Origin of the sequence: Streptomyces sp. NPDC007808 (assembly GCF_042868655.1) — a bacterium.
In the GTDB taxonomy this organism is placed as follows: Bacteria; Actinomycetota; Actinomycetes; order Streptomycetales; family Streptomycetaceae; genus Streptomyces.
Genome location: NZ_JBIAEQ010000004.1, coordinates 568051 through 588417, shown reverse-complemented (window position 1 = coordinate 588417; position 20367 = coordinate 568051). Strand labels below are relative to the sequence as shown.

The following is a 20367-nucleotide window of genomic DNA, read 5'->3' as shown; positions in this document are numbered from 1 at the left end:
CCGCCGCGCGCGGCGACGCGCACGGGGCGCGTCACCGCACGGACGAGCCGTCCTACTTCGGCGCCCCGCCCGCCAGGTGCCGTGCGGCGAAGTCCAGTTCCAGCCGGACCTGCTTGATCCGCTCGTCCACCACCAGCGATCCGTGCCCCGCGTCGTACCGGTACACCTCGTGCACCGCCCCGCGTGCCTGGAGCCGCTGCACGTAGTTGTCGATCTGCCGGATCGGACACCGCGGGTCGTTCACCCCCGCCGAGATGTACACCGGCGCTCTGACCTGGTCGACGTACGTCAGGGGCGACGACGCCTCGAAGCGCTCGGGCACCTCCTGCGGGGTGCCGCCCAGCAGCGTGCGGTCCAGGGCCCTCAGCGACTCCATCTCGTCGTGGTAGGCCGTGACGTAGTCGGCGACCGGGACCGCCGCGATGCCCAGCGCCCAGGCGTCCGGCTGGGTGCCGAGGCCGAGGAGGGTGAGGTAACCGCCCCACGAACCGCCGGTCAGGATCAGCCGCTCGGGGTCGGCCAGCCCGGACGTCACCGCCCACTCGCGCACCGCCGCGATGTCCTCCAGCTCGATCAGGCCGACCCGGTGCTTGAGCGCGTCCGTCCACGCGCGCCCGTACCCCGTGGAGCCGCGGTAGTTCACCCGCACCACCGCGTACCCGTGGTCCACCCAGGCCGCCGGCCCGGCCGCGAAGGCGTCGCTGTCGTGCCAGGTCGGGCCGCCGTGGATGTCGAACACCGTCGGCAGCGGGCCCTGCACGCCCTCCGGCCGCTGCACCAGCGCGTGGACACGGCCGCCCGGTCCCTGCACCCACACGTCCCGCACCGGCACCGAGCCGGGGGACTTCATGCCGGGCGGGTCCAGCACCACCCGTCCCGTCGTCGAGCGCACCACCGACGGCTCCGCCGCCGACGACCACAGGTACTCCACGCTGCCGTCCGGACGGGCCGTCGCCCCCGACACCGAGCCCGCCGGGGTCGGGATCCGCTCCAGCTCACGCGCGGCCAGGTCGTACCGGAACAGCTCGCTGCGCGCCTCGAAGCTGTGCACGATCAGCAGACCGGTGCCGTCGGGATACCACTCCGCGCTCACGTCGCCGGGCAGCTCCAGCGGGAGAACGCTCTGCTCGCCCGTCGCCACGTCCCACACCAGCGGCTCCCAGCGGCCGCGCCGCTGGTGACCGATGAGCAGGCGTGTGTCACCGTCGACCGGAGCGAAGCCCAGGACCTCAAGACCCAGCTCCTCGGTGCCTGCCTTGGTGTCGTCGAGTTCGGCGACCGTCGAGCCGTCGGGCCGAAGCACGCGCAGGGCCGAGTGCATCGCGTCGCCGTGCTCGGTGTGCTCGACGGCGATGAGCCTGCCGTCGTGCGAGAGGTCGCCGACGCCCGCTGACTCCCGGTGGCGGTACAGCTCCACCGGGGGCTCGCCGGTGCGCACCAGGTGGATCGTCGTGCCGTCCTCGTCGGTGGAGCGGCCCACGACCGCCGTGCGGCCGTCCCGGCCAAGGGCGAGGCCCGCCGGGTACGACGGGTCCAGGCCCGGCGCCGCGAGCTCGTCCTCGCCGCCGTCGAAGCGCTGACGGCGCCAGACGCCGAACTCGTCGCCGTCCTTGTCGTCGAACCACCAGATCCACGCGCCGTCAGGGGAGAGCACGCCGTCCGTGGTGCCGTTCGGCCGGTCGGTCACCTGGCGCTGCTCGCCCGTCGCGCGGTCCCAGGCGTACAGCTCGTAGGTCCCGGTCGCGTTCGAGATGAACAGGGCGCGGTCGGGGGCGTCCTCCGCCCAGTCCGGCAGCGACACCCGGGGTGCCCTGAAGCGTCTCTCCCAGTCCGGCATGTCCTTGTCGTGCTTGAGGTGATCCCGCGAATCGGACACGTGGCTCTCAGTCATGGCCCCATAGTGCCCGGCCCGGCCGACAACCCGCTGGCCGGACCCCCAGCCTGTGGATAACTTGCGCCCGGACCCGCCACCTCCCCGCGCACAGCGGCCCGCCGCGTTCGCCGTCACGCCGGCACGCCGGCCGAGGACGTGAGGGGCAGGGAGCGGCCGCGTCCTCACCGTCCCGGACTTCCGGCCGGAGCCGTACGAGCCGCCGCCGGGGGGCGATCACCTCACCCAGCGGTACCGACCCCGCGGCCGGTCCCCGCGCGGGAGCCCCGTACCGTGGAGGGTGTGTACCGGTTTCTGCTGACGCCCCGTTGGTGGGGGATCAACGTCTTCGTGCTGCTCGCCATCCCCTTCTGCGTGTTCATGGGGTCCTGGCAGCTGAGCCGGTTCGAGGCGCGCGTGGAGGACCATCGCAACGCCGGTGAGCAGGCCGCGGAGAACGAGCGGGAGCCGGCTCGTCCGCTCGCCGAGCTGCTGCCCGTCGACAAGGCGACGGTGGGCAGGCAGGCCACCGCGAGCGGCCGGTACGGCGAACAGCTGCTGGTGCCGGACCGGGAGCTCGACGGCAAGCGCGGCTTCTACGTGCTGACGCTGCTGCGCACCGACGGCGGCAAGGCGCTACCGGTCGTGCGGGGCTGGCTGCCCGGTGACGCCGAGCGGGCGCAGGCCCCCGCCGCGCCCACCGGCGAGGTCACGGTCACCGGCGCGCTCCAGGCGTCCGAGGTACCGGGTGAGAACGGCGTTCCGGCCCGCGGTGGCCTGCCGTCCGGCCAGACGGCGGCGATCAGCGCGGCATCACTCGTGAACCTGGTCTCGTACGACGTCTACGACGCCTGGATCACGCTCGGCAAGGCCGACTCCGGCATGAAGCCGGTGCCGGTGACCGCCGCCAACGACACCGGCCTCGACCTGAAGGCGTTCCAGAACCTCGGCTACACCGGCGAGTGGTTCGTCTTCGCGGGCTTCGTGGTCTTCATGTGGTTCCGGCTGCTGCGCCGCGACCTGGAGTTCGCCCGGGACGCGGAACTGGGCCTGGTGGCGGACGAGGACCACCCGAGGACGCCGACCGAGGACCAGCCGCAGGAGCGGGCGAACGCCTAGGGTCCGTCCGGACGACGGGCCGGGCGCACGGCCCCCGTGGCCGCTCGCGCCCCTGGAGGGCCGGGTGCCGTGCGCGGCCCGCGAGCGCGCGGCCCGCGGGGCGCCGCACCTTCCGTGAGCGCCCCCGCTGCCCTGCGCCTCGCCGCTGCCTACGCTCCCGCCAGCAGACCCGTCCAGTAGATGGTGCCCGCGCACGCGTTGGACACCGTCACCGAAGCCGTCGTTCCCGCCTCCGCCGTGTTGGAGATCGTGACGCTTCCGTCCGCCGTGCCCTCCGCGGTGAGCAACTGCGTCGACGTGCCGGTGTCGCCGCCCGTGGAGGTGCCCTCGGTCCCGGTGGGGGTGGTCTCGGTCGGGGTCGGCTCGGAGGTGGGCTCGCCGGGGCCGCCCGTGCTGCCGCCGGAGTTGTCGCCCGTCGTGGGGCAGGTGTCCGTGGGGACCCAGGCGAACTTCACCTGGTACGAGGCGCCCGGCTTCAGGACGAGCGAGGGGAGTTCCTGGGACGGGTCGGGCAGGTTGACCGCCGGGTCGCCGGCGACATGCCTGACCGCGCCGATCTTCGTGGCGTCCGCCGCGCCGGCCGTGGCGTAGCCGAGCGTGCCCGGGCCGCCCACCGTGCATTCGGCGGTGGAGACGTTGCTGAAGGTGAAGGTGCCGTACACCGCGCCGGACGAGTCGGGGACATCGGCGGTCCCACCGGAGGTGCCGACCTGCTCGGCGGTGCAGACCGGGACGCCGGCCGTGCTGGTCGCCAAGGGGTCGCCGGAGCTTCCGGGGCCGGTACCCGTACCGGTTCCGGCGGTGTCCTCGTCCTTCTCCTTGTCGCTGCCCTTGCCCGTGTCCTGGCTCTTGCCCGAGGAGCCGCCGGCGGTGCTCTCGCCGCCCGCGGTCTCCTTGCCCTGACCGGCCCCGCCCTGGGCCTGCTCACCGTGTCCGGCGTTCGACGAGTTCACGCTGGCGCCGGTGGCGTTGGACACGTGCACCAGGGCCGGGACGGCGGTGCCGACGAAGAGCACCGCGGCCGCCGCGCCGACGAGCGCCTGCCGCTTGCGCGCCCGTCGCGCGGGCACCGCCCGCCGCAGATGGTCCAGGGTGCCGTCGCGCGGTTCGATCTCCTCGACCGCCGTGTGCAGCAGGCGTCGCAGTGCCAGCTCGTCCGAGTCGAGCCCCTCGGGGCCCTGGTCGTCGGGGCCGTGGTTCACAGTTCCGTTCCCAGCGTGCGATTGCTTCGGCTCTTGCTTGTCCGGCCGACCGGTCGGCTCACGTATCCCCCGCTGCCCGAACGGCGTCGGGGGGTCCCCGGAGGGCTCGTGGGGGACGTGCAGATGACGCCGCCCCTCGTGTTCGTGGCGGTCCCCGCTCATGCCGGCGCCTCCATGGCGACCCGCAGCGCCGCGATGCCCCGCGAGCCGTACGCCTTGACCGAACCCAGCGAGATGCCGAGCGTCTCGGCGACCTGCGCCTCGGTCATGTCCGCGAAGTACCTCAGGACCAGCACCTCGCGCTGACGCCGCTGCAGACCCTTCATGGCCCGGATCAGCGAGTCGCGCTCCAGCTGGTCGTACGCCCCTTCCTCCGCGCTCGCCATGTCGGGCATCGGCTTGGAGAGCAGCTTCAGGCCCAGTATCCGGCGGCGCAGCGCGGAGCGGGACAGATTGACGACGGTCTGGCGCAGGTACGCCAGCGTCTTCTCCGGGTCCCGGACGCGCTTGCGCGCGGAGTGGACGCGGATGAAGGCCTCCTGGACGACGTCCTCGCAGGAGGCGGTGTCGTCGAGGAGGAGCGCCGCGAGTCCCAGCAGCGAGCGGTAGTGCGCCCGGTAGGTCTCGGTGAGGTGGTCGACGGTCGTACCGGCGGCCGCGGTGTTCTCGGCATGCTCGGCGCCGTCGCGCTGACTGGGGATGCGGGCGGGCCGCGCTGCGGGCATGGGCGCGATCACCGGCATGCCGCCGGGCGCCCCGGGCATACGGGGCCGGCGGGGCGGCCGTAGAGCCGTACCGCGGGTCGCCGCGCTGAAGTCGAGTACCTCTGCCACGCCAGTTGGACACGCTTACCCCCGTGAGGGTTGTACGTGCCTGACGTCACTTTTGCGGCCGTGCCCGCGGCCGCGGTTCTCACGGCCGGCCCTCTCGTGCCAGGCAGCACAGCTGACAGTGCGTCAAACGCCCACATGCCTACCCGCTCTTCCCTTATGTCCATATGAACGGGCGTCCCCACGCCCTGCTCATGGCGTCCCCACGCCAGAAAACGCGCCTCGCGCCCCATAAGGGCGACCGCAAAGACGCTCCCCGCCCTGCAAGCGGTTGCAGGGCGGGGAGGAAATCTTCTGCTGCCGTCGAGGTCTGGATCAAGTGGTCCGGGCCATCGTTCGGCTCACACTCTTCACACAGATCCTACAAACGTTTCAGCCGAGGCCCACTGCTTTTCCGGTGGCAAAGGCCGCCTCACGCAAAGTCCGCCGCCACGAGCTCGGCGATCTGCGCGGTGTTGAGAGCGGCGCCCTTGCGCAAGTTGTCGCCGCAGACGAAGAGTTCGAGCGCGGTGGGGTCGTCGAGGGCGCGTCGCACCCGACCGACCCAGGTCGGATCCGTCCCCACCACATCGGCGGGCGTCGGGAACTCCCCGGCCCCCGGGTCGTCGCACAGCACGACCCCCGGCGCCGTGGCGAGGATCTCGCGCGCCTTGGCGACCGTCACCTCGCCCTCGAAGCGGGCGTGCACGGTCAGCGAGTGCCCGGTCAGCACGGGCACCCGCACACAGGTCACGGCGACCGGCAGCTTCGGCAGTCCGAGGATCTTGCGGGACTCGTCCCGCACCTTCATCTCCTCCGACGACCAGCCGTCCTCCCGCAGCGACCCGGCCCACGGCACGACGTTCAGCGCGACCGGCTCCGGGAACGGCCCGGTGTTGTCGCCGACGGCCCGCCGCACGTCACCGGGGCTGGTCCCCAGTTCCGTCCCGGCGACCAGCGACAGCTGCTGCCGGAGCGTCTCCACGCCGGCCCGCCCGGCCCCGCTCACCGCCTGGTACGACGACACCACCAGGGAGCGCAGCCCGAACTCGGCGTGCAGCGCGCCCAGCGCCACGATCATGGAGAGGGTGGTGCAGTTGGGGTTGGCGACGATCCCGCGCGGGCGCATCCGCACGGTGTGCGGATTGACCTCGGGGACGACGAGGGGCACCTCCGGGTCCATCCGGAAGGCACCCGAGTTGTCCACCACCACCGCGCCCGCGGCGGCGGCGACCGGCGCCCAGTGGGCGGCCACCTCGTCGGGTACGTCGAACATCGCGACGTCCACCCCGGCGAAGGCCTCCTCGGTGAGCGCCACCACCTCGACCTCCTCGCCGCGCACGGCCAGCTTGCGGCCGGCCGAGCGCGGGGAGGCGATCAGGCGGATCTCACCCCAGATGTCCGCTCGCTGGGACAGGATCTGGAGCATGACCGTGCCGACGGCTCCGGTCGCCCCCACGACCGCGAGCGTCGGCCGACGGGATCCGAGCCCGCCCATCAGCGTCCGGTGCCTCCGTACACGACAGCCTCGTCGCTGTCGGAGTCCAGCCCGAAGGCGGTGTGCACGGCGCGCACGGCCTCGTTGACGTCGTCGGCGCGGGTGACGACCGAGATACGGATCTCGGAGGTCGAGATCAGCTCGATGTTCACACCGGCGTCGGACAGCGCGGTGAAGAAGTCGGCGGTGACGCCCGGGTTGGTCTTCATCCCCGCGCCGATCAGCGAGATCTTCCCGATCTGGTCGTCGTAGCGCAGCGAGTCGAAGCCGATGCCGTGCTTGTTCTTCTCCAGGGCGTCGATGGCCTTGCGGCCCTCGGCCTTGGGCAGGGTGAAGGAGATGTCCGTGAGGCCCGTGGAGGCGGCGGACACGTTCTGCACGATCATGTCGATGTTGATCTCGGCGTCGGAGATCGTGCGGAAGATCGCGGCAGCCTCGCCCGGCTTGTCCGGCACACCGACGACCGTGATCTTGGCCTCGGAGGTGTCGTGCGCGACACCGGAGATGATGGCCTGCTCCACCTTCTTGTCCCCTTGCTCAATCGGCTCGCTGCTGACCCAGGTGCCCTGAAGTCCACTGAAGGACGACCGGACGTGGATCGGGATGTTGTAGCGGCGGGCGTACTCCACACAGCGGTGGAGCAGCACCTTCGAGCCGGACGCGGCCAGCTCCAGCATGTCCTCGAAGGAGATCCAGTCGATCTTCTTCGCCTTCTTCACCACACGCGGGTCGGCGGTGAACACACCGTCGACGTCGGTGTAGATCTCGCACACCTCGGCGTCCAGCGCCGCCGCGAGCGCCACCGCGGTCGTGTCGGAACCGCCACGGCCCAGCGTGGTGATGTCCTTCTTGTCCTGGCTGACGCCCTGGAAGCCGGCGACGATGGCGATGTTGCCCTGGTCGATCGACTCCCGGATCCGGCCCGGCGTGACGTCGATGATCCGGGCTTTGTTGTGGACCGAGTCGGTGATGACGCCTGCCTGGCTGCCGGTGAAGGACTGGGCCTCGTGGCCCAGGTTTTTGATCGCCATGGCCAGCAGCGCCATGGAGATACGCTCCCCGGCGGTCAGCAGCATGTCGAACTCACGCCCCGCAGGCATCGGCGATACCTGCTCGGCGAGATCGATCAGCTCGTCCGTCGTGTCGCCCATCGCGGAAACGACGACGACCACCTGGTGGCCGTTCTTCTTCGCTTCCACGATCCGCTTGGCGACGCGCTTGATGCCCTCGGCATCGGCTACGGAGGAGCCTCCGTACTTCTGCACGACAAGGCCCACGTGCGCTCCTCGCTCAGTCCGTGTGTGTCGGCTCAGTCTATCGAGCGTCCGAAAATGACCTTGGGGTTCCCAGATGGTGAGATTCGGGCGCTCCGGGATGGTCTCTGCCCGGTGAGGAGCGGAGCACTCCGGAAAGTGGGGCAGGTCACTACCGGCGCCCGTCGGCCACCGGAAGGCCGTTGACGCTCTCCGTAGTCGCCGATTAACTTTGCGTCGTCGTCGCCACACCAGGAGCACAAGGCTCCCCAGGGACTAGCGACGCGAAGGACTCTCCTCCTTTGACGACTGCGATCAGTTCTCAGCACGTCACCCGGGCCGACACGGCGGCCGATTCCGCGGCGGACCTCTTCGAGATACGGCCCTTCACCCCCCACTGCGAAGTCATCCGCACCGCCGCCGACCACGCCGTCATCGGCATCTCCCCGGGCAACAGCTACTTCTCCGCCCGCCGCGTCCACGACCTCGCCCGCTGGGGCCTCGCCCACTTCGAGCGTGTGGACTTCGTCCACACCGACCTGTACGTGGCCGAGATGTACGCGGCCTCCGGCTATCCGCCGGACGACGCGCGCCGCAAGGCGGTGAAGAACCTGCGCGGTGTACGGGCCAAGGTCCTCGGAGCCGTCCGGGCCGTCGACCCCGACGGCACCCGGTTGCGCGCGCACGCCATGTCCGACTTCCGGGGCAACCCGGCGTACCGCGAGATCCACGACCACCTTCAGGCCCGGCTCGCCACCGACGACGAGTTCCGCACGACCTGCGAGAAGCTCGTCGACTCCTTCCTGGCCGGCAAGGCGGGCAGCTCGGGCGACGCCCAGCGCGAGGTCTGCCTCGCCTACGTCTGCGCCGAGGCCCCCCTCTTCCTGGACACCCCCGCCATCCTCGGCGTCCCTTCCTCCCTCAACTGCTACCACCAGCTGCTGCCGATGGCCGAGCTCCTCTACTCCCGCGGCGCCGGCCTGCGCGCCTCCCGCAACCAGGGCCACGCCATCGTCACGCCGGCGGAAGGGGCCACCGATGCCGACTGAGACCCTCATCGACTTCCCGTTCTCCTGGCGCGGCGACCAACTCCCGCAGGAGGTTGAGGAGTTGCGCGCCGCCACCCCGGTCCGGCGCGTCCGCACCATCGCCGGTGACCAGGCCTGGCTGGTGTCCTCGTACGAGCTGTGCAAACAGGTCCTGGAGGACCCGCGGTTCAGCCTGAAGGAGACCTCGGCCCCGGGGGTGCCCCGTCAGTACGCGCTGACGATCCCGCCCGAGGTCGTCAACAACATGGGGAACATCACCGGGGCCGGGCTGCGCAAGGCCGTGCTCAAGGCGCTGAACCCGAAGAACCCCGGTCTGGTGGAGTGGATGCGGGCGTACGCCGCGGAACTCGTCGACGGGCTGGTCCGCGAGGGCGCCCCGGCGGACCTGCGCGGCGGTTTCGCCGACCCGTACTCGGCGGGCATGCACTGCCGCATCCTCGGTGTCCCGCCGGCGGACGCCCCCCGGCTGATGCGGAGCCTGGACATCGCGTTCATGAACTCGGCCTGCCCGGTCGCGGGCGCCCGGCTGAACTGGGACCGCGACATCGCCTACATGACCGAGCGGCTCGACGACCCGGCGACGACGGGCCTGATGGCCGAACTGGCCGCCCTGCGCGAGGATCCCGACTACGGCCACCTCACCGACGAGATGCTCGCGACGGTCGGGGTGACGATGTTCGGCGCCGGGGTCATCTCCACCTCGGGCTTCCTGACCATGGCGCTGGTGTCACTGATCCAGCACCCCGAGCTGCACGCCCGTCTGCTGGCCGACCGCACCCTGGTCCCCGCCGCCGTGGACGAGCTCCTGCGCATCAACCTGTCCATCGGCGACGGCCTGCCGCGGCTGGCGACCGAGGACGTGCGGCTGGGAGACGTGCCGGTCAGGGCGGGCGAGCTCGTCCTGGTGCTGGTCGAGGGCGCGAACTTCGACCCGGACGCCTTCCCCGACCCCCACACGGTGGACCTCGGCCGGGAGAACCCCACCGCCCACCTCTCCTTCGGCGGCGGCCGCCACTACTGCCCCGCCACGGCCCTCGGCCGCAAACACGCCGAGATCGCCCTGGAGGTCCTGCTGGAGCGGATGCCCGGGCTGCGGCTCGCGGTGCCGATCGAGCAGCTGGTGTGGCGGACCGGGTTCATGAAGCGCATCCCGGAACGGCTGCCGATGATGTGGTGAGCGGGACGCGACGCGTGATGTCCCCCCATTGATCACTGCCGGGCCAGGCGGCCGGACGTCTTTAAAGTTCAAACACTATGGTTCGCATGTGCGCGTACTGCTGGTGGAAGACGACGAACCGGTCGCCGAGTCCCTGCGAAGAGGGCTGCTGCGCTACGGCTTCGAGGTGGCGTGGGTCAGCACGGGTGCCGCCGCGCTGAGCCACGACGATCCCTACGACGTCGTACTCCTCGACCTCGGCCTGCCCGACACCGACGGGCTCGACGTCTGCAAGGCGCTGCGCGAGCGCGGCGATGTGCCGATCATCGTGATCAGCGCCCGCAGCGACGAGACGGACCGCGTGGTCGGGCTGGAGATCGGGGCGGACGACTACGTGTCCAAGCCGTTCGGCGTCCGCGAGGTCATCGCGCGGATACGGGCGGTCATGCGCCGGATGCAGCCCCGTACTCCCGCTGCCGCCGCCGAGGCCGGCCCGGACCGCTACGGCCCGCGCCTGACCATCGACCGCAAGGCCGCCCGCGTCCGTCTGGACGGCACGGAGGTGGCCCTCGCGCCCAAGGAGTACGACCTGCTGGCCTTCCTCACCGAGGAGCCAGGGGCCCTGATGTCGCGTGAACAGATCATGGAAGCGGTCTGGGACGCCAACTGGTTCGGGCCGACGAAGACGCTGGACGTGCATGTGGCGGCGCTGCGCCGCAAGCTGGCCGGCGCGATCACGATCGAGGCGGTGCGCGGGGTCGGCTTCCGGCTGGAGGTCGTCAGGGCCGGCGAGAGCGGCAGCGACGCCTCATGATCCGCCAGCTCGTCCGCAGCTACATCCTGCTCGTCGCGGTGGCTGTCGCCCTGTTCACGGTGCCGGTGGCCTTCTCGCTCACCGCCCAGCTGCGGGGCGACACCAGGGCGTCCGTGGTGCGTGAGGCCAACACCATGGCCCTGCTGCTGGCCAACGGGGACCCCACCTCCTGCCAGGCCCTGCAGAAGATGGCCGTCGCCTACGCCAAGGAGACACCCGGCGACGTCCAGGTGTCCGGCTCCGCGGACTGTGCGCCCGACCTGGAACGCCCGCGGCGGGACGCGGCCCTGGCCAAGACGCTCGACCGGGGCGGTGCCACGACCGACTGGGGCTCGTCCTTCATCTGGGGCCCCGAGCTGGTGATCACGGTCCCCGCCCGAGCGGGCGGCAAGGACGGCCCGGTGGTCGGGGCCGTACGCATCGTCTACCAGACCGACGAGATGACCCGCCGCCTGTGGACGATCTGGGGTTTCCGGGCGATCCTCGCGCTGCTGGTGCTCGGTGTGGCCGCTGTCATCGGTGCCGTGGCCGCCCGCCGGCTCACCCGGCCCCTGCGTCAACTCAACGAGATGGCAAGCAAGTTCAGCGACGGCGATCTGACGGCCCGTTCCCCCGTGACGGGCCCACCGGAGACCCAGACGCTGGCGCGCACCCTCAACCAGGGCGCCGAACGTCTGGACACGCTGATCGCGGCCCAGCGCATCTTCGTCGCGGACGCCTCGCACCAGCTGCGGACGCCGCTCACGGCGTTGCGGCTGTCCCTGGACAACATCGCGGACGGCGTGGACGACGAGTTCGTCCGCGAGGACGTGGAGCAGGCGACCGCGGAGGTCGTCCGGATGAGCCGGCTGGTCAACGGCCTGCTGGTACTGGCCAGGGCCGAGGCCCAGGTGGCGGCGGCCGAGCCGCTCCCGCTGATGGACGTCGTGCGGGAACGGCTCGCGGTGTGGAGGCCGGCCGCCGACGAGCGTGGAGTCACCATCACGCTCAGGGGGAGTATCGACGGCCGGCTGTCTGTGCTGGCCAGTCCCGGTGCTCTGGACCAGGTACTGGACAACGTGCTCTCCAACGCGCTGGAGGTCTCACCGGACGGGGGGACGATCACCGTCCTCGTGGAGCCCCACGGCGACGTGGTCGGGGTCTCGATCCTGGACGAGGGTCCCGGCATGTCCGACGCCGAGAAGTCCCGCGCCTTCGACCGCTTCTGGCGCGGCCAGGGCCTGACCGGCAAGGCCGGCTCCGGCCTCGGCCTCGCCGTCGTCAGGCAGTTGGTGACCGACGACGGCGGGACCGTCGCCCTCGGGGACGCGCCCGGGGGCGGGCTGTCGGTGACGATCAGCCTTCGGGCATCTTCGAGGAGTGGTGGTTGACGATCAGCCACTGCCCGTTCGCCTGCTTCTCGTACACGTACGTGTAGCGGGCCTCGACGGTGCTCTCCCGGCCCGTCCTTGGGTCGGTGAGCGCGAACTCGTAGGTACCGGCGTCGATGACCGTGTTCCTGTCGAGGACGTCGACGTGCGACTCGATCTTCGTGCCGACCGGCTTGTTCCGCAGGAAGTGCTCGAAGTAGTCGACGATCTCGGCGCGGTCCGAGCGGACGTCGTCGGAGACGGTCGGCAGCAGGACCGCGTCCTTCGCGTACCGGGCGGCCACCTTCTGCGGGTCGCCGGTCTGCAGAGCCGCGTTCCACTCGTCGAACAGCCCGAGCACCTGCGCCTCGGTGACCGGCTTGCCGTGCCTCGTCTGCGGCTTCGCGGCGGGCGAGGCTCCGGCGACGCCGACACCGGCGGCGAGGGTGCCGGCGGCGGCCAGGGTCGCTACGGCGGCGAGAGCGGCGTGCTTGCGTAGGGAACGACGGGTCATCGCGTCTCCGAGCGAGTCGTGGTGGGGGTGGACTCCCTCCGCTTCGTCTGCGGTGTTCTCTGCGGGAGTGACTCCAGACTCGCTTTCGGCCGGTTAGCGTCCGTGCAGCGGACGTACAGGCCCGGGACAAGGCCGACCCAATTCACGGCGTGTACCGACCCGATCACACACGGAAGTCGAGGTCACGGCGTGCCGGGCCGCCGGGCCCGCCGCCGTCAACCGCTCGCCCGAGAAGGCGAGTTCACTGCGCCGAGTGCAGGCCCAGCGGGCCGCCGATCTCCTGTTCCATCACCTTGCCGGCCTCGAACTCCAGGGTGTCGTCGCCCATCGCCTGGTCGGTGTCGAGGCCGTCCAGCTCCTCCAGCGGCTGGTCCAGGCGGACATGGGCCAGGACCGAGTGCAGGGCCCGCAGGGTCGCCGACGCGGTGCTCCCCCAGTTGGAGAAGTACGAGAACTGCCACCACCACAGGGCCTCCGTGGTGCGGCCGGCACGGTAGTGGGCCATGCCGTGGCGGAGGTCGGTGATGACGTCGGCCAGGTCGTCGGAGATACGGGCCGGGACCGGGGCCTTGCGGGGCTCGTAGGGGTCGAAGACCTCCGAGTAGACGTCCACCGGGTCCAGCAGCCGGGCGAGGTGCTCGCGCAGTTCGTCGACGTCCGGCTCCGGGCCCAGGTCGGGCTCGTAGCGCTCATCGGGAACGATGTCCTCGTGCGCACCCAGGCGGCCGCCGGCCAGGAGGAGTTGGGAGACCTCCAGGAGCAGGAAGGGCACGGTCGAGCCAGGCTCGTCGCCCTTCGCGACCTCCGTCACGGCCACCAGGAAACTCTCGATCTGGTCGGCGATCTGGACCGCGAAGTCGTCCGGATTCCGGCCGGTCGCGTGCAGCGTGGCGTCAGACATCTAGGAGTCGTCTCCCCTCGAAGGCGCGGCCGAGGGTCACCTCGTCCGCGTATTCCAGGTCGCCACCCACCGGGAGGCCGCTGGCCAGGCGGGTGACCTTCAGGCCCATGGGCTTGATCATGCGGGCGAGGTACGTGGCCGTGGCCTCGCCTTCCAGATTCGGGTCCGTGGCCAGGATGAGCTCCGTGACCGTCCCGTCGGCCAACCGCGCGAGAAGTTCCCGGATACGCAGGTCGTCAGGCCCGACACCCTCGATCGGGCTGATCGCCCCGCCGAGGACGTGGTAACGACCGCGGAACTCCCGGGTCCGCTCGATCGCCACGACGTCCTTCGGCTCCTCGACCACGCAGATGACCGCCGGGTCACGACGCGTGTCCCGGCAGATGTTGCACAGCTCCTCCTGTGCGACGTTCCCGCACGTCGCGCAGAAGCGGACCTTCGCCTTGACCTCCAGCAGGGCATGGGCGAGGCGCCGTACGTCCGTCGGTTCCGCCTGGAGGATGTGGAAGGCGATCCGCTGCGCGCTCTTGGGACCGACGCCGGGCAGCCGCCCCAGCTCGTCGATGAGGTCCTGGACCACGCCTTCGTACAACGGACTGCCGTCCTTCCTGGGGTTCCTTACGGTACGTACGGTAGTTGGCGGCGGCCCCTCTTAGAAAGACAAGGCGGGGAACGCCCGGAGAGTCAGAAGGGCAGACCGGGGATGCCGCTGCCGCCGCCCAGGCCCTGGGCCAGCGGGCCCAGCTTCTGCTGCTGGAGGTTCTGCGCGTTCTCGTTGGCCGCCTGGACGGCCGCGACGACCAGGTCGGCGAGGGTCTCGGTGTCCTCCGGGTCCACCGCCTTCGGGTCGATCCGCAGCGCCCTGAGCTCGCCGGAGCCCGTCACGGTCGCCTGCACCAGACCGCCGCCGGCCTGGCCCTCGACCTCCGTCTGCGCCAGTTCCTCCTGCGCCCGCGCCAGGTCCTGCTGCATCTTCTGGGCCTGCTGGAGCAGCTGCTGCATGTTGGGCTGGCCACCACCGGGGATCACGATCAGCTCCTTGCCTCTGTACGGGTCTGCAACGGGGCTCTGTACGGGTCTTCCCGCTCGGATTCCCGTTCAGCACGAGCCTACGTGGTCCGGGCAGCCGTCGCCGCAGCACTCTTTCGAGTGAGAGGAACTGGAGTCCTATACCTGACCAAGACCCCACTTCCGGGCGGAAAAGAGGCGAAAGGCATCTCTTCGCCACCCATTGGGCGGTAGGAAGGGTCCGGCGCGTCAGCCTCAGGTGTGGCGTGACGTCGTGTACGTGGCGGGGGTCGTACCCGGCTCGTACGTGGGGTCACGCTCCGTGATCAGTAGGGAGTGCCGGGTGGGTCAGCCGGAGATGCAGCCCGACAGGTCGCCTCGGGACGGGCGGGGCGGCGAAGGGGCGGCCGGACTGCGGCCGGGCGATCTTCGAGGGCGGGCGTTTCCGCTCGGGGACTGGGGGGAGCCCGCGGTACGGCTGCACGAGCTGTACCGATGGGTGGAGCGGGGAGCGCTGGACACGGCGACGTGGTATCTCGCGGATCGGGTGTGGAAGCGGCGGGGAGCACGGGCGCTGCGGTGCGGGGCCGCGACGGGGGCGGTGGTGGGGGCCGCGCTGCCCCTGCTGGATGTGACGGGCGTGGTGAGCGGGGCGGCGCCATGGGGGTATCTGGCGTTGCTGCTGGCGGTGGCGTGTGTCGCGGTCGACCGGTTCTTCGGGGTGACGTCCGGGTGGATAAGGGACGTCGCCACGGCTCAGGCGGTGCAGCGGCGGCTTCAGGTACTGCAGTTCGACTGGGCGACGGAGAGCGTGCGGGAGGTTCTGGGGCCGACCGAGGGCACGGCGAGCGAGGCGGCCGAGCGGTGTCTGGGGGTGCTGCGGCGGTTCTCGGAGGACGTGGCGGAGCTGGTGCGGGCGGAGACGGCCGACTGGATGGTGGAGTTCCGGACGGGGTCCGCGCCCATGGGGACCCAGTCGGCGCTGGCCGGGGGACCCCGGCAGGACGCGGGTGTGGGGACGGGGCGGTTCTCGGTGCCGCCGTCGAACGGGACGCGGCCGAACATGCCTCGCCAGCGGCCACCGGAGCCCCGCTGACCGAGGGGGACCCGCCCGCGGGCGCTCCTCGGCACAAGCGCCCGGCGTCACCGGCGGGTGTACGTGAGCTTCTCCCCGGTGCTCGTGTTCACGCGTTCCAGACGGCCGTCCGGGAGCAGGGTGATCTCGGTGGCGGCGCCGGGTGAGCAGGCGGTCGCCGGGGCGCCGGAGGACACGGTGGACGGGCCGATCTCCAACGGGCCCTGCGCGCCCGGCCGTCCGGCCAGACGCGCCTCGAACACGCAGTGGTAGGTGCCGGTGCCGGCCGGACCGTCGGCGACGAGGCTGAGGACCGTGTCGCCGACGTCGCCCTGCCGGATCGTCAGCCGGCGCTTGTTCGCGCCGGAGGCGTTGTCGATCGAGGCCGTCCAGGTGCCCAGGTACCCCGTGGGGATCACGCCGTCCGCCGGCGCCGGCCGGGTCGGGGACGGCGTCGGGGCGGAGGGCGAGGAGCCGGTGGTGGTGGCCGTGGCGGTCGGCGAGGGGGCCGGGTCGTCACCGGCTCGCTTCTCTCCCCCGCCGCTCATGAGGGCGTACACCGAGCCGCCGGCCGCCAGCGCGACGACCAGTGCGACCAGGACGAGCGCCGCCGTGGAACGGCCACTGCGGGCGGGCGGTTCGGGTGGGGCGGCGGGCAGGAGGTACGGCAGGGGCGCGTCGTGCGGCGGGAGGGGGCCGTACGGCGGTCCCGCAGGGCGGGAAGGCCCTTGGCCGTGTCCCGGGCCCTGGGCGTAAGGACCTTGGGCGTGGGGCGGGTTGGGGCCGAACGGCTCGTTCGGCCCGTACGGCGGCGTCGAGCCCTGGGGCCGGTTCACGTCCCCCGGCGGGTAGCCGTACGCCGGCTGCTGCGGGTGCTGCTGCGCGGAGCCGTACGCCGGGTGCGGCGGGGGCCCCGACCGCGCGGGGGCGGGCGGGCCGCTCTGCGGGGCGGACACCGTGGGGAGTCGGTCCGGCGGTGTTTCGCCGGCCGGCGCGTGCTCGGGGGAGGCCGCCGGGGTCGGCTCCGGCGGGCCCGCCGCGGGCTGCCCGCCCCCACCCGGACCAGCCGGGCACACCGGGTCCTCCGCGTCGAGCAACCGCACCGCGTGCCGCCCGAGTTGGGCCACCAGCGCGCTCGGCAGCCACGGGTCCCGGGAGCGTCCGTCGGCGACGGTGTCCTCGGCGCCCGTGCGCGCGAGAATGCGGTCCAGCGTCGGCCGGGCCCTGGGGTCCTTGCGCAGGCAGTCGCGGACCAGCTCGGCGATGCCCTCGGGCATCCCCTCCAGATCGGGTTCCTCCTGGGCGATCCGGAACATCACGGCGTGCGCGCCGCTGTCGACGGAGCCGAAGGGCAGCTTGCCGGTCGCGGCGTACGCGAGGACCGAGCCCAGGCAGAACACGTCGCACGCGGGGGTGATCCGGTCCCCGCGCACCTGCTCGGGCGCCATGAACCCGGGTGAGCCGATGAGCGCGCCGGTGCGGGTGAGCCCGCTCTCGCCGACCGTCTCCAGCGCCCGCGCGATCCCGAAGTCGATGACGCGCGGTCCGTCGATGGTGACCAGGACGTTCGAGGGTTTCAGGTCCCGGTGCACCATCCCCGCGGCATGGATGTCCCCCAGTGCGTGCGCCAGCCCGGCCGCCAGGATCCGCACCGACCGCTCGGGCAGCGCCCCGTGGTCGTGTCCGACGACCCGCTGGAGGCTGGGCCCGGCCACGTACCCGGTGGCGACCCAGGGCACCTCGGCCTCGGTGTCCGCGTCCAGCACCGGCGCGGTCCAGAACCCGCCGACCTGCCGTGCGGCCTGCACCTCCTGCCGGAAGCGGGCCCGGAACTCCTCCTGCGCGGCCAGCTCCCGCCGGACGAGTTTGACGGCGACGGTACGGCCGCGGTCGGAGCGGGCGAGATAGACGTCCCCCATGCCGCCCGCGCCCAGCCGCGCCAGCAGCCGGTACGCCCCGATCTGCGGTGGATCCCCCGGCCCCAGCTTCTCCATCACGCGCCCCCCAACCCCGCCTGCGCAAGCCCCCGCCCACGCGACGGCCCCACGATAGTGCGGCCCGTGGGGAGGTGAACGGGGCCGGGTCTACGGTTCCGTGACAGGAACGGCGATCTGGTCGAGGACCTCCGACAACCGTTCCAGAACCAGGACGGCATCGGCGAGTTCCGCCTCGCCGAACTCCTTCGCCAGCCGGTCCGCGAAGGCCGCGTGGCCGGGGTCGATGCGGGAGATCGCCGCGCGGCCCTCGTCCGTGGGCGCGAGGAGCTTCGCACGGCGGTGGGCGGGGTTGGGCCGGTACTCGGCGAGGCCCTTGTCCACCAGCAGGTCGGCGATGCGCTGCACGCTCTGCCGGGTGATGCCCATGGCGCGGGCGATACCGGAGACGGGGAGGGGCTCGCCCAGCACCGCGCCCAGGACCTGCCACCACGCCGCGGTCAGTCCGGAGGGCCGGGCCAGTTCCTCGGCGACCCCGAGGAACTGGCCGTTCAGCCGGAAGACACCGAGCGCGCTGCGGCTGAGCAGGTCCTGGTTCTCGCGGTTCACAGGACGCCCGCCTTCTCCAGCACCGCGTACGCCTCGGCGTCGGAGTCGTGGAACAGGCCGTACCAGGCGTCCACGGCCTCGTCGTCGTAGACCTTCAAAAGCCGCAGGATCTCCCTGGCGAAGGCGACCGGCTCGGTCGGACCGGCGGTGACGAGCCCGCCGTCGGTGACGGCGTCGGCCTCCACGTACCGCGCGCCGCCGCCGTATCCGGTCGCGGCCAGGTAGAAGGAGACCGCGCTGGTGTGGTCCCGGTCGTCGAGCAGGCCCTCGCGGGCCACGCCGGCCGTCGCCCCGCAGATCGCGGCCACCGGCACGCCGGCCTCCAGGAAGGCGCGGGCCGTGCGCGCGAACGGCGCGAGCTCGTCGCCCGCGTCCCACAGGTCGGCGCCCGGCAGGATCAGCAGGCACGCGTCGGCCGGCCGTACGTCGGCCAGGGCCAGGTCGGGCTGGATGCGCAGGCCGCCGACGGTGGTGACGGGCTCGCGGGTCGGGCCGACCGTGCGGATCTCGTAGCCGGCGCGGGCCAGCTGCGCGGTGGCGTGGCCGGGCTCCCAGTCGGCCAGGGTTTCGTAGACCGCGAGGTACACGGGCTTACGGGTGGTGCCGGTGTTGCTGGCCATGACTCCTCCTGGAGGCTTCGCCGTCCCTATATGACAACATACTGTCAGTTCGACAGGCTGCTGTCAATTGGGTGGACGGTGCCGTCGACACCCTGTCGCGGAAACCCCGCGACCGCAGACAGGACGCCGATACCGCGGCCGGCCCCGCGCTCCGTACCCTCGCCCGCATGACCCCTCATCCGAATCCCGAGGTCGGCGCCGCCGTGAAGGCCGCGGACCGTGCGCACGTCTTCCACTCCTGGTCCGCGCAGGAGCTCATCGACCCGCTCGCCGTCGCCGGCGCCGAGGGGTCGTACTTCTGGGACCACGACGGCAACCGCTACCTGGACTTCACCAGCGGCCTCGTCTACACGAACGTCGGCTACCAGCACCCGAAGGTCGTCGCCGCGATACAGGAGCAGGCCGCACACCTGTCCACCTTCGCGCCCGCCTTCGCCGTCGAGGCCCGCTCCGAGGCGGCCCGGCTGATCGCCGAGCGGACGCCGGGCGACCTGGACAAGATCTTCTTCACCAACGGCGGCGCGGACGCCGTGGAGCACGCCGTGCGGATGGCGCGGCTGCACACCGGGCGCCCGAAGGTGCTCTCGGCGTACCGCTCGTACCACGGCGGTACGCAGCAGGCCGTCAACATCACCGGCGACCCCCGCCGCTGGGCCTCCGACAGCGCCACCGCCGGTGTGGTGCACTTCTGGGCACCCTTCCACTACCGCTCCCGCTTCTACGCGGAGACCGAGGAGCAGGAGTGCGCGCGGGCGCTCGAACACCTGGAGACGACGATCGCCTTCGAGGGCCCGTCGACCGTCGCCGCGATCATCCTGGAGACGATCCCCGGAACGGCCGGGATCATGCTGCCACCGCCCGGCTACCTGGCGGGCGTGCGCGAGATCTGCGACAAGTACGGGATCGTCTTCGTCCTGGACGAGGTCATGGCCGGGTTCGGACGCACCGGTGAGTGGTTCGCCGCGGACCTGTACGACGTGACGCCGGACCTGATGACCTTCGCCAAGGGCGTGAACTCCGGATACGTGCCGCTCGGCGGCGTCGCCATCTCCGCCGCGATCGCCGAGACGTTCGGCAGGCGGCCCTACCCCGGCGGTCTGACCTACTCGGGCCATCCACTGGCCTGTGCCGCCGCCGTCGCCACGATCAACGTGATGGCCGAGGAGGGCATCGTCGAGAACGCCGCCCGGCTCGGCGCCGACGTGGTCGGACCGGCCTTGCGCGAACTGGCCGAGCGGCACCCGAGCGTCGGCGAGGTGCGCGGCGTCGGCATGTTCTGGGCCGTCGAGCTGGTGAAGAACCGACAGACCCGCGAACCGCTCGTGCCGTACAACGCGAGCGGCGAGGCCAACGCCCCCATGGCCGCGTTCGGCTCCGCCATGAAGGCCGGCGGGGTGTGGCCGTTCGTGAACATGAACCGCACGCACGTGGTCCCGCCGTGCAACGTGAGCGAGGCCGAGCTGAAGGAGGGCCTGGCCGTGCTGGACGCCGCGCTGTCCGTGGCCGACGAGTACACCGAGTAGGCGCCGGGGCGGCTCGGACGCCGTTCGCCGCGAAAAGTCCGGCGAAGGCCGAACGCGTAAGGTG

19 protein-coding genes are annotated in these 20367 nt (G+C 71.8%); 7 read left to right on the top strand and 12 right to left on the bottom strand.

What is annotated here, in order from left to right:
* Positions 1–52 precede the first annotated feature (52 nt).
* The gene (locus ACFYNL_RS18480) at positions 53–1891 is read right to left on the bottom strand and encodes a prolyl oligopeptidase family serine peptidase (protein WP_388804160.1); all 1839 of its coding nucleotides are present in this window, start codon (positions 1889–1891) and stop codon (positions 53–55) included.
* Between the two features lie 282 nt (positions 1892–2173).
* Here ACFYNL_RS18480 and ACFYNL_RS18475 point away from each other — a divergent pair, with 282 nt between their 5' ends.
* A complete protein-coding gene (locus tag ACFYNL_RS18475; protein ID WP_388804157.1) occupies positions 2174–2989 on the top strand; it encodes an SURF1 family protein in 816 nt (271 codons plus the stop codon).
* A gap of 149 nt (positions 2990–3138) precedes the next feature.
* On the opposite strand, the gene ACFYNL_RS18470 is transcribed toward ACFYNL_RS18475, so the two are convergent.
* The 4 genes from ACFYNL_RS18470 to ACFYNL_RS18455 all read right to left on the bottom strand — a co-directional run bounded on the left by ACFYNL_RS18470 (position 3139) and on the right by ACFYNL_RS18455 (position 7775).
* The gene (locus ACFYNL_RS18470) at positions 3139–4191 is read right to left on the bottom strand and encodes a hypothetical protein (RefSeq protein ID WP_388804154.1); all 1053 of its coding nucleotides are present in this window, start codon (positions 4189–4191) and stop codon (positions 3139–3141) included.
* Between the two features lie 158 nt (positions 4192–4349).
* Positions 4350–5024, bottom strand: a complete 675-nt coding sequence (locus ACFYNL_RS18465) for a SigE family RNA polymerase sigma factor (RefSeq protein ID WP_388804151.1) — start codon at positions 5022–5024, stop codon at positions 4350–4352.
* A 409-nt stretch (positions 5025–5433) separates the two neighbouring features.
* On the bottom strand, positions 5434–6498 hold the full coding sequence (locus tag ACFYNL_RS18460) for an aspartate-semialdehyde dehydrogenase (protein WP_388804148.1): 1065 nt from the start codon (positions 6496–6498) through the stop codon (positions 5434–5436).
* Entirely contained in the window at positions 6498–7775 is a 1278-nt protein-coding gene (locus ACFYNL_RS18455; protein WP_388804145.1) for an aspartate kinase, read from the bottom strand. Before ACFYNL_RS18455 ends, ACFYNL_RS18460 begins: the two co-directional genes overlap by 1 nt.
* Positions 7776–8053: 278 nt before the next feature.
* On the opposite strand from ACFYNL_RS18455, the gene ACFYNL_RS18450 reads away from it, so the two are divergent.
* The 4 genes from ACFYNL_RS18450 (at position 8054) to ACFYNL_RS18435 (ending at position 12140) form a co-directional block, all read left to right on the top strand.
* A complete protein-coding gene (locus ACFYNL_RS18450; RefSeq protein WP_388804142.1) occupies positions 8054–8800 on the top strand; it encodes a tRNA-dependent cyclodipeptide synthase in 747 nt (248 codons plus the stop codon).
* Positions 8790–9977 (top strand): cytochrome P450, encoded by a 1188-nt coding sequence (locus ACFYNL_RS18445; protein ID WP_388804139.1) that lies wholly within the window; start codon positions 8790–8792, stop codon positions 9975–9977. The genes ACFYNL_RS18450 and ACFYNL_RS18445 overlap by 11 nt, the downstream gene beginning before the upstream one ends.
* Before the next feature lie 88 nt (positions 9978–10065).
* Positions 10066–10770, top strand: coding sequence for a response regulator transcription factor (locus tag ACFYNL_RS18440; protein WP_388804136.1), 705 nt, complete (start codon positions 10066–10068; stop codon positions 10768–10770).
* Positions 10767–12140: a sensor histidine kinase gene (locus tag ACFYNL_RS18435; RefSeq protein ID WP_388804133.1), complete on the top strand. Its 1374-nt coding sequence runs from the start codon at positions 10767–10769 to the stop codon at positions 12138–12140. The genes ACFYNL_RS18440 and ACFYNL_RS18435 overlap by 4 nt, the downstream gene beginning before the upstream one ends.
* Here the strand turns inward: ACFYNL_RS18435 and ACFYNL_RS18430 are convergent.
* The 4 genes from ACFYNL_RS18430 to ACFYNL_RS18415 all read right to left on the bottom strand — a co-directional run bounded on the left by ACFYNL_RS18430 (position 12106) and on the right by ACFYNL_RS18415 (position 14563).
* On the bottom strand, positions 12106–12633 hold the full coding sequence (locus ACFYNL_RS18430; protein WP_388804130.1) for an SgcJ/EcaC family oxidoreductase: 528 nt from the start codon (positions 12631–12633) through the stop codon (positions 12106–12108). The two genes, ACFYNL_RS18435 and ACFYNL_RS18430, sit on opposite strands and share 35 nt — an antisense overlap.
* Positions 12634–12874: 241 nt before the next feature.
* Positions 12875–13534: a DUF5063 domain-containing protein gene (locus tag ACFYNL_RS18425; RefSeq protein ID WP_388804127.1), complete on the bottom strand. Its 660-nt coding sequence runs from the start codon at positions 13532–13534 to the stop codon at positions 12875–12877.
* Entirely contained in the window at positions 13527–14126 is a 600-nt protein-coding gene (gene recR / locus ACFYNL_RS18420) for a recombination mediator RecR (RefSeq protein WP_019753753.1), read from the bottom strand. The genes ACFYNL_RS18425 and recR overlap by 8 nt, the downstream gene beginning before the upstream one ends.
* Before the next feature lie 92 nt (positions 14127–14218).
* Complete coding sequence (locus tag ACFYNL_RS18415; RefSeq protein WP_388804123.1) at positions 14219–14563, bottom strand: YbaB/EbfC family nucleoid-associated protein; 345 nt, start codon at positions 14561–14563, stop codon at positions 14219–14221.
* A gap of 322 nt (positions 14564–14885) precedes the next feature.
* Between ACFYNL_RS18415 and ACFYNL_RS18410 the strand changes: the two genes are divergently transcribed.
* Positions 14886–15638, top strand: coding sequence for an SLATT domain-containing protein (locus ACFYNL_RS18410; RefSeq protein WP_388804120.1), 753 nt, complete (start codon positions 14886–14888; stop codon positions 15636–15638).
* 47 nt (positions 15639–15685) lie between these two features.
* Here the strand turns inward: ACFYNL_RS18410 and ACFYNL_RS18405 are convergent, their stop codons facing one another.
* From ACFYNL_RS18405 to ACFYNL_RS18395, 3 genes are all read right to left on the bottom strand, one after another.
* Complete coding sequence (locus ACFYNL_RS18405; RefSeq protein ID WP_388804117.1) at positions 15686–17611, bottom strand: protein kinase; 1926 nt, start codon at positions 17609–17611, stop codon at positions 15686–15688.
* A 90-nt stretch (positions 17612–17701) separates the two neighbouring features.
* Positions 17702–18160, bottom strand: coding sequence for a MarR family winged helix-turn-helix transcriptional regulator (locus tag ACFYNL_RS18400; protein ID WP_388804114.1), 459 nt, complete (start codon positions 18158–18160; stop codon positions 17702–17704).
* Positions 18157–18780, bottom strand: a complete 624-nt coding sequence (locus tag ACFYNL_RS18395; RefSeq protein WP_388804111.1) for a type 1 glutamine amidotransferase family protein — start codon at positions 18778–18780, stop codon at positions 18157–18159. Before ACFYNL_RS18395 ends, ACFYNL_RS18400 begins: the two co-directional genes overlap by 4 nt.
* Positions 18781–18947: 167 nt before the next feature.
* Between ACFYNL_RS18395 and ACFYNL_RS18390 the strand changes: the two genes are divergently transcribed.
* Entirely contained in the window at positions 18948–20303 is a 1356-nt protein-coding gene (locus tag ACFYNL_RS18390) for an aspartate aminotransferase family protein (protein WP_388804108.1), read from the top strand.
* Positions 20304–20367: the final 64 nt, after the last annotated feature.

Coding starts and splice junctions, on each gene's coding strand:
- ACFYNL_RS18460 (WP_388804148.1), bottom strand. CDS start 6,498: ATGGGCGGGCTCGGATCCCGTCGGCCGACGCTCGCGGTCGTGGGGGCG.
- ACFYNL_RS18480 (WP_388804160.1), bottom strand. CDS start 1,891: ATGACTGAGAGCCACGTGTCCGATTCGCGGGATCACCTCAAGCACGAC.
- ACFYNL_RS18390 (WP_388804108.1), top strand. CDS start 18,948: ATGACCCCTCATCCGAATCCCGAGGTCGGCGCCGCCGTGAAGGCCGCG.
- ACFYNL_RS18435 (WP_388804133.1), top strand. CDS start 10,767: ATGATCCGCCAGCTCGTCCGCAGCTACATCCTGCTCGTCGCGGTGGCT.
- ACFYNL_RS18395 (WP_388804111.1), bottom strand. CDS start 18,780: ATGGCCAGCAACACCGGCACCACCCGTAAGCCCGTGTACCTCGCGGTC.
- ACFYNL_RS18425 (WP_388804127.1), bottom strand. CDS start 13,534: ATGTCTGACGCCACGCTGCACGCGACCGGCCGGAATCCGGACGACTTC.
- ACFYNL_RS18445 (WP_388804139.1), top strand. CDS start 8,790: ATGCCGACTGAGACCCTCATCGACTTCCCGTTCTCCTGGCGCGGCGAC.
- ACFYNL_RS18405 (WP_388804117.1), bottom strand. CDS start 17,611: ATGGAGAAGCTGGGGCCGGGGGATCCACCGCAGATCGGGGCGTACCGG.
- ACFYNL_RS18430 (WP_388804130.1), bottom strand. CDS start 12,633: ATGACCCGTCGTTCCCTACGCAAGCACGCCGCTCTCGCCGCCGTAGCG.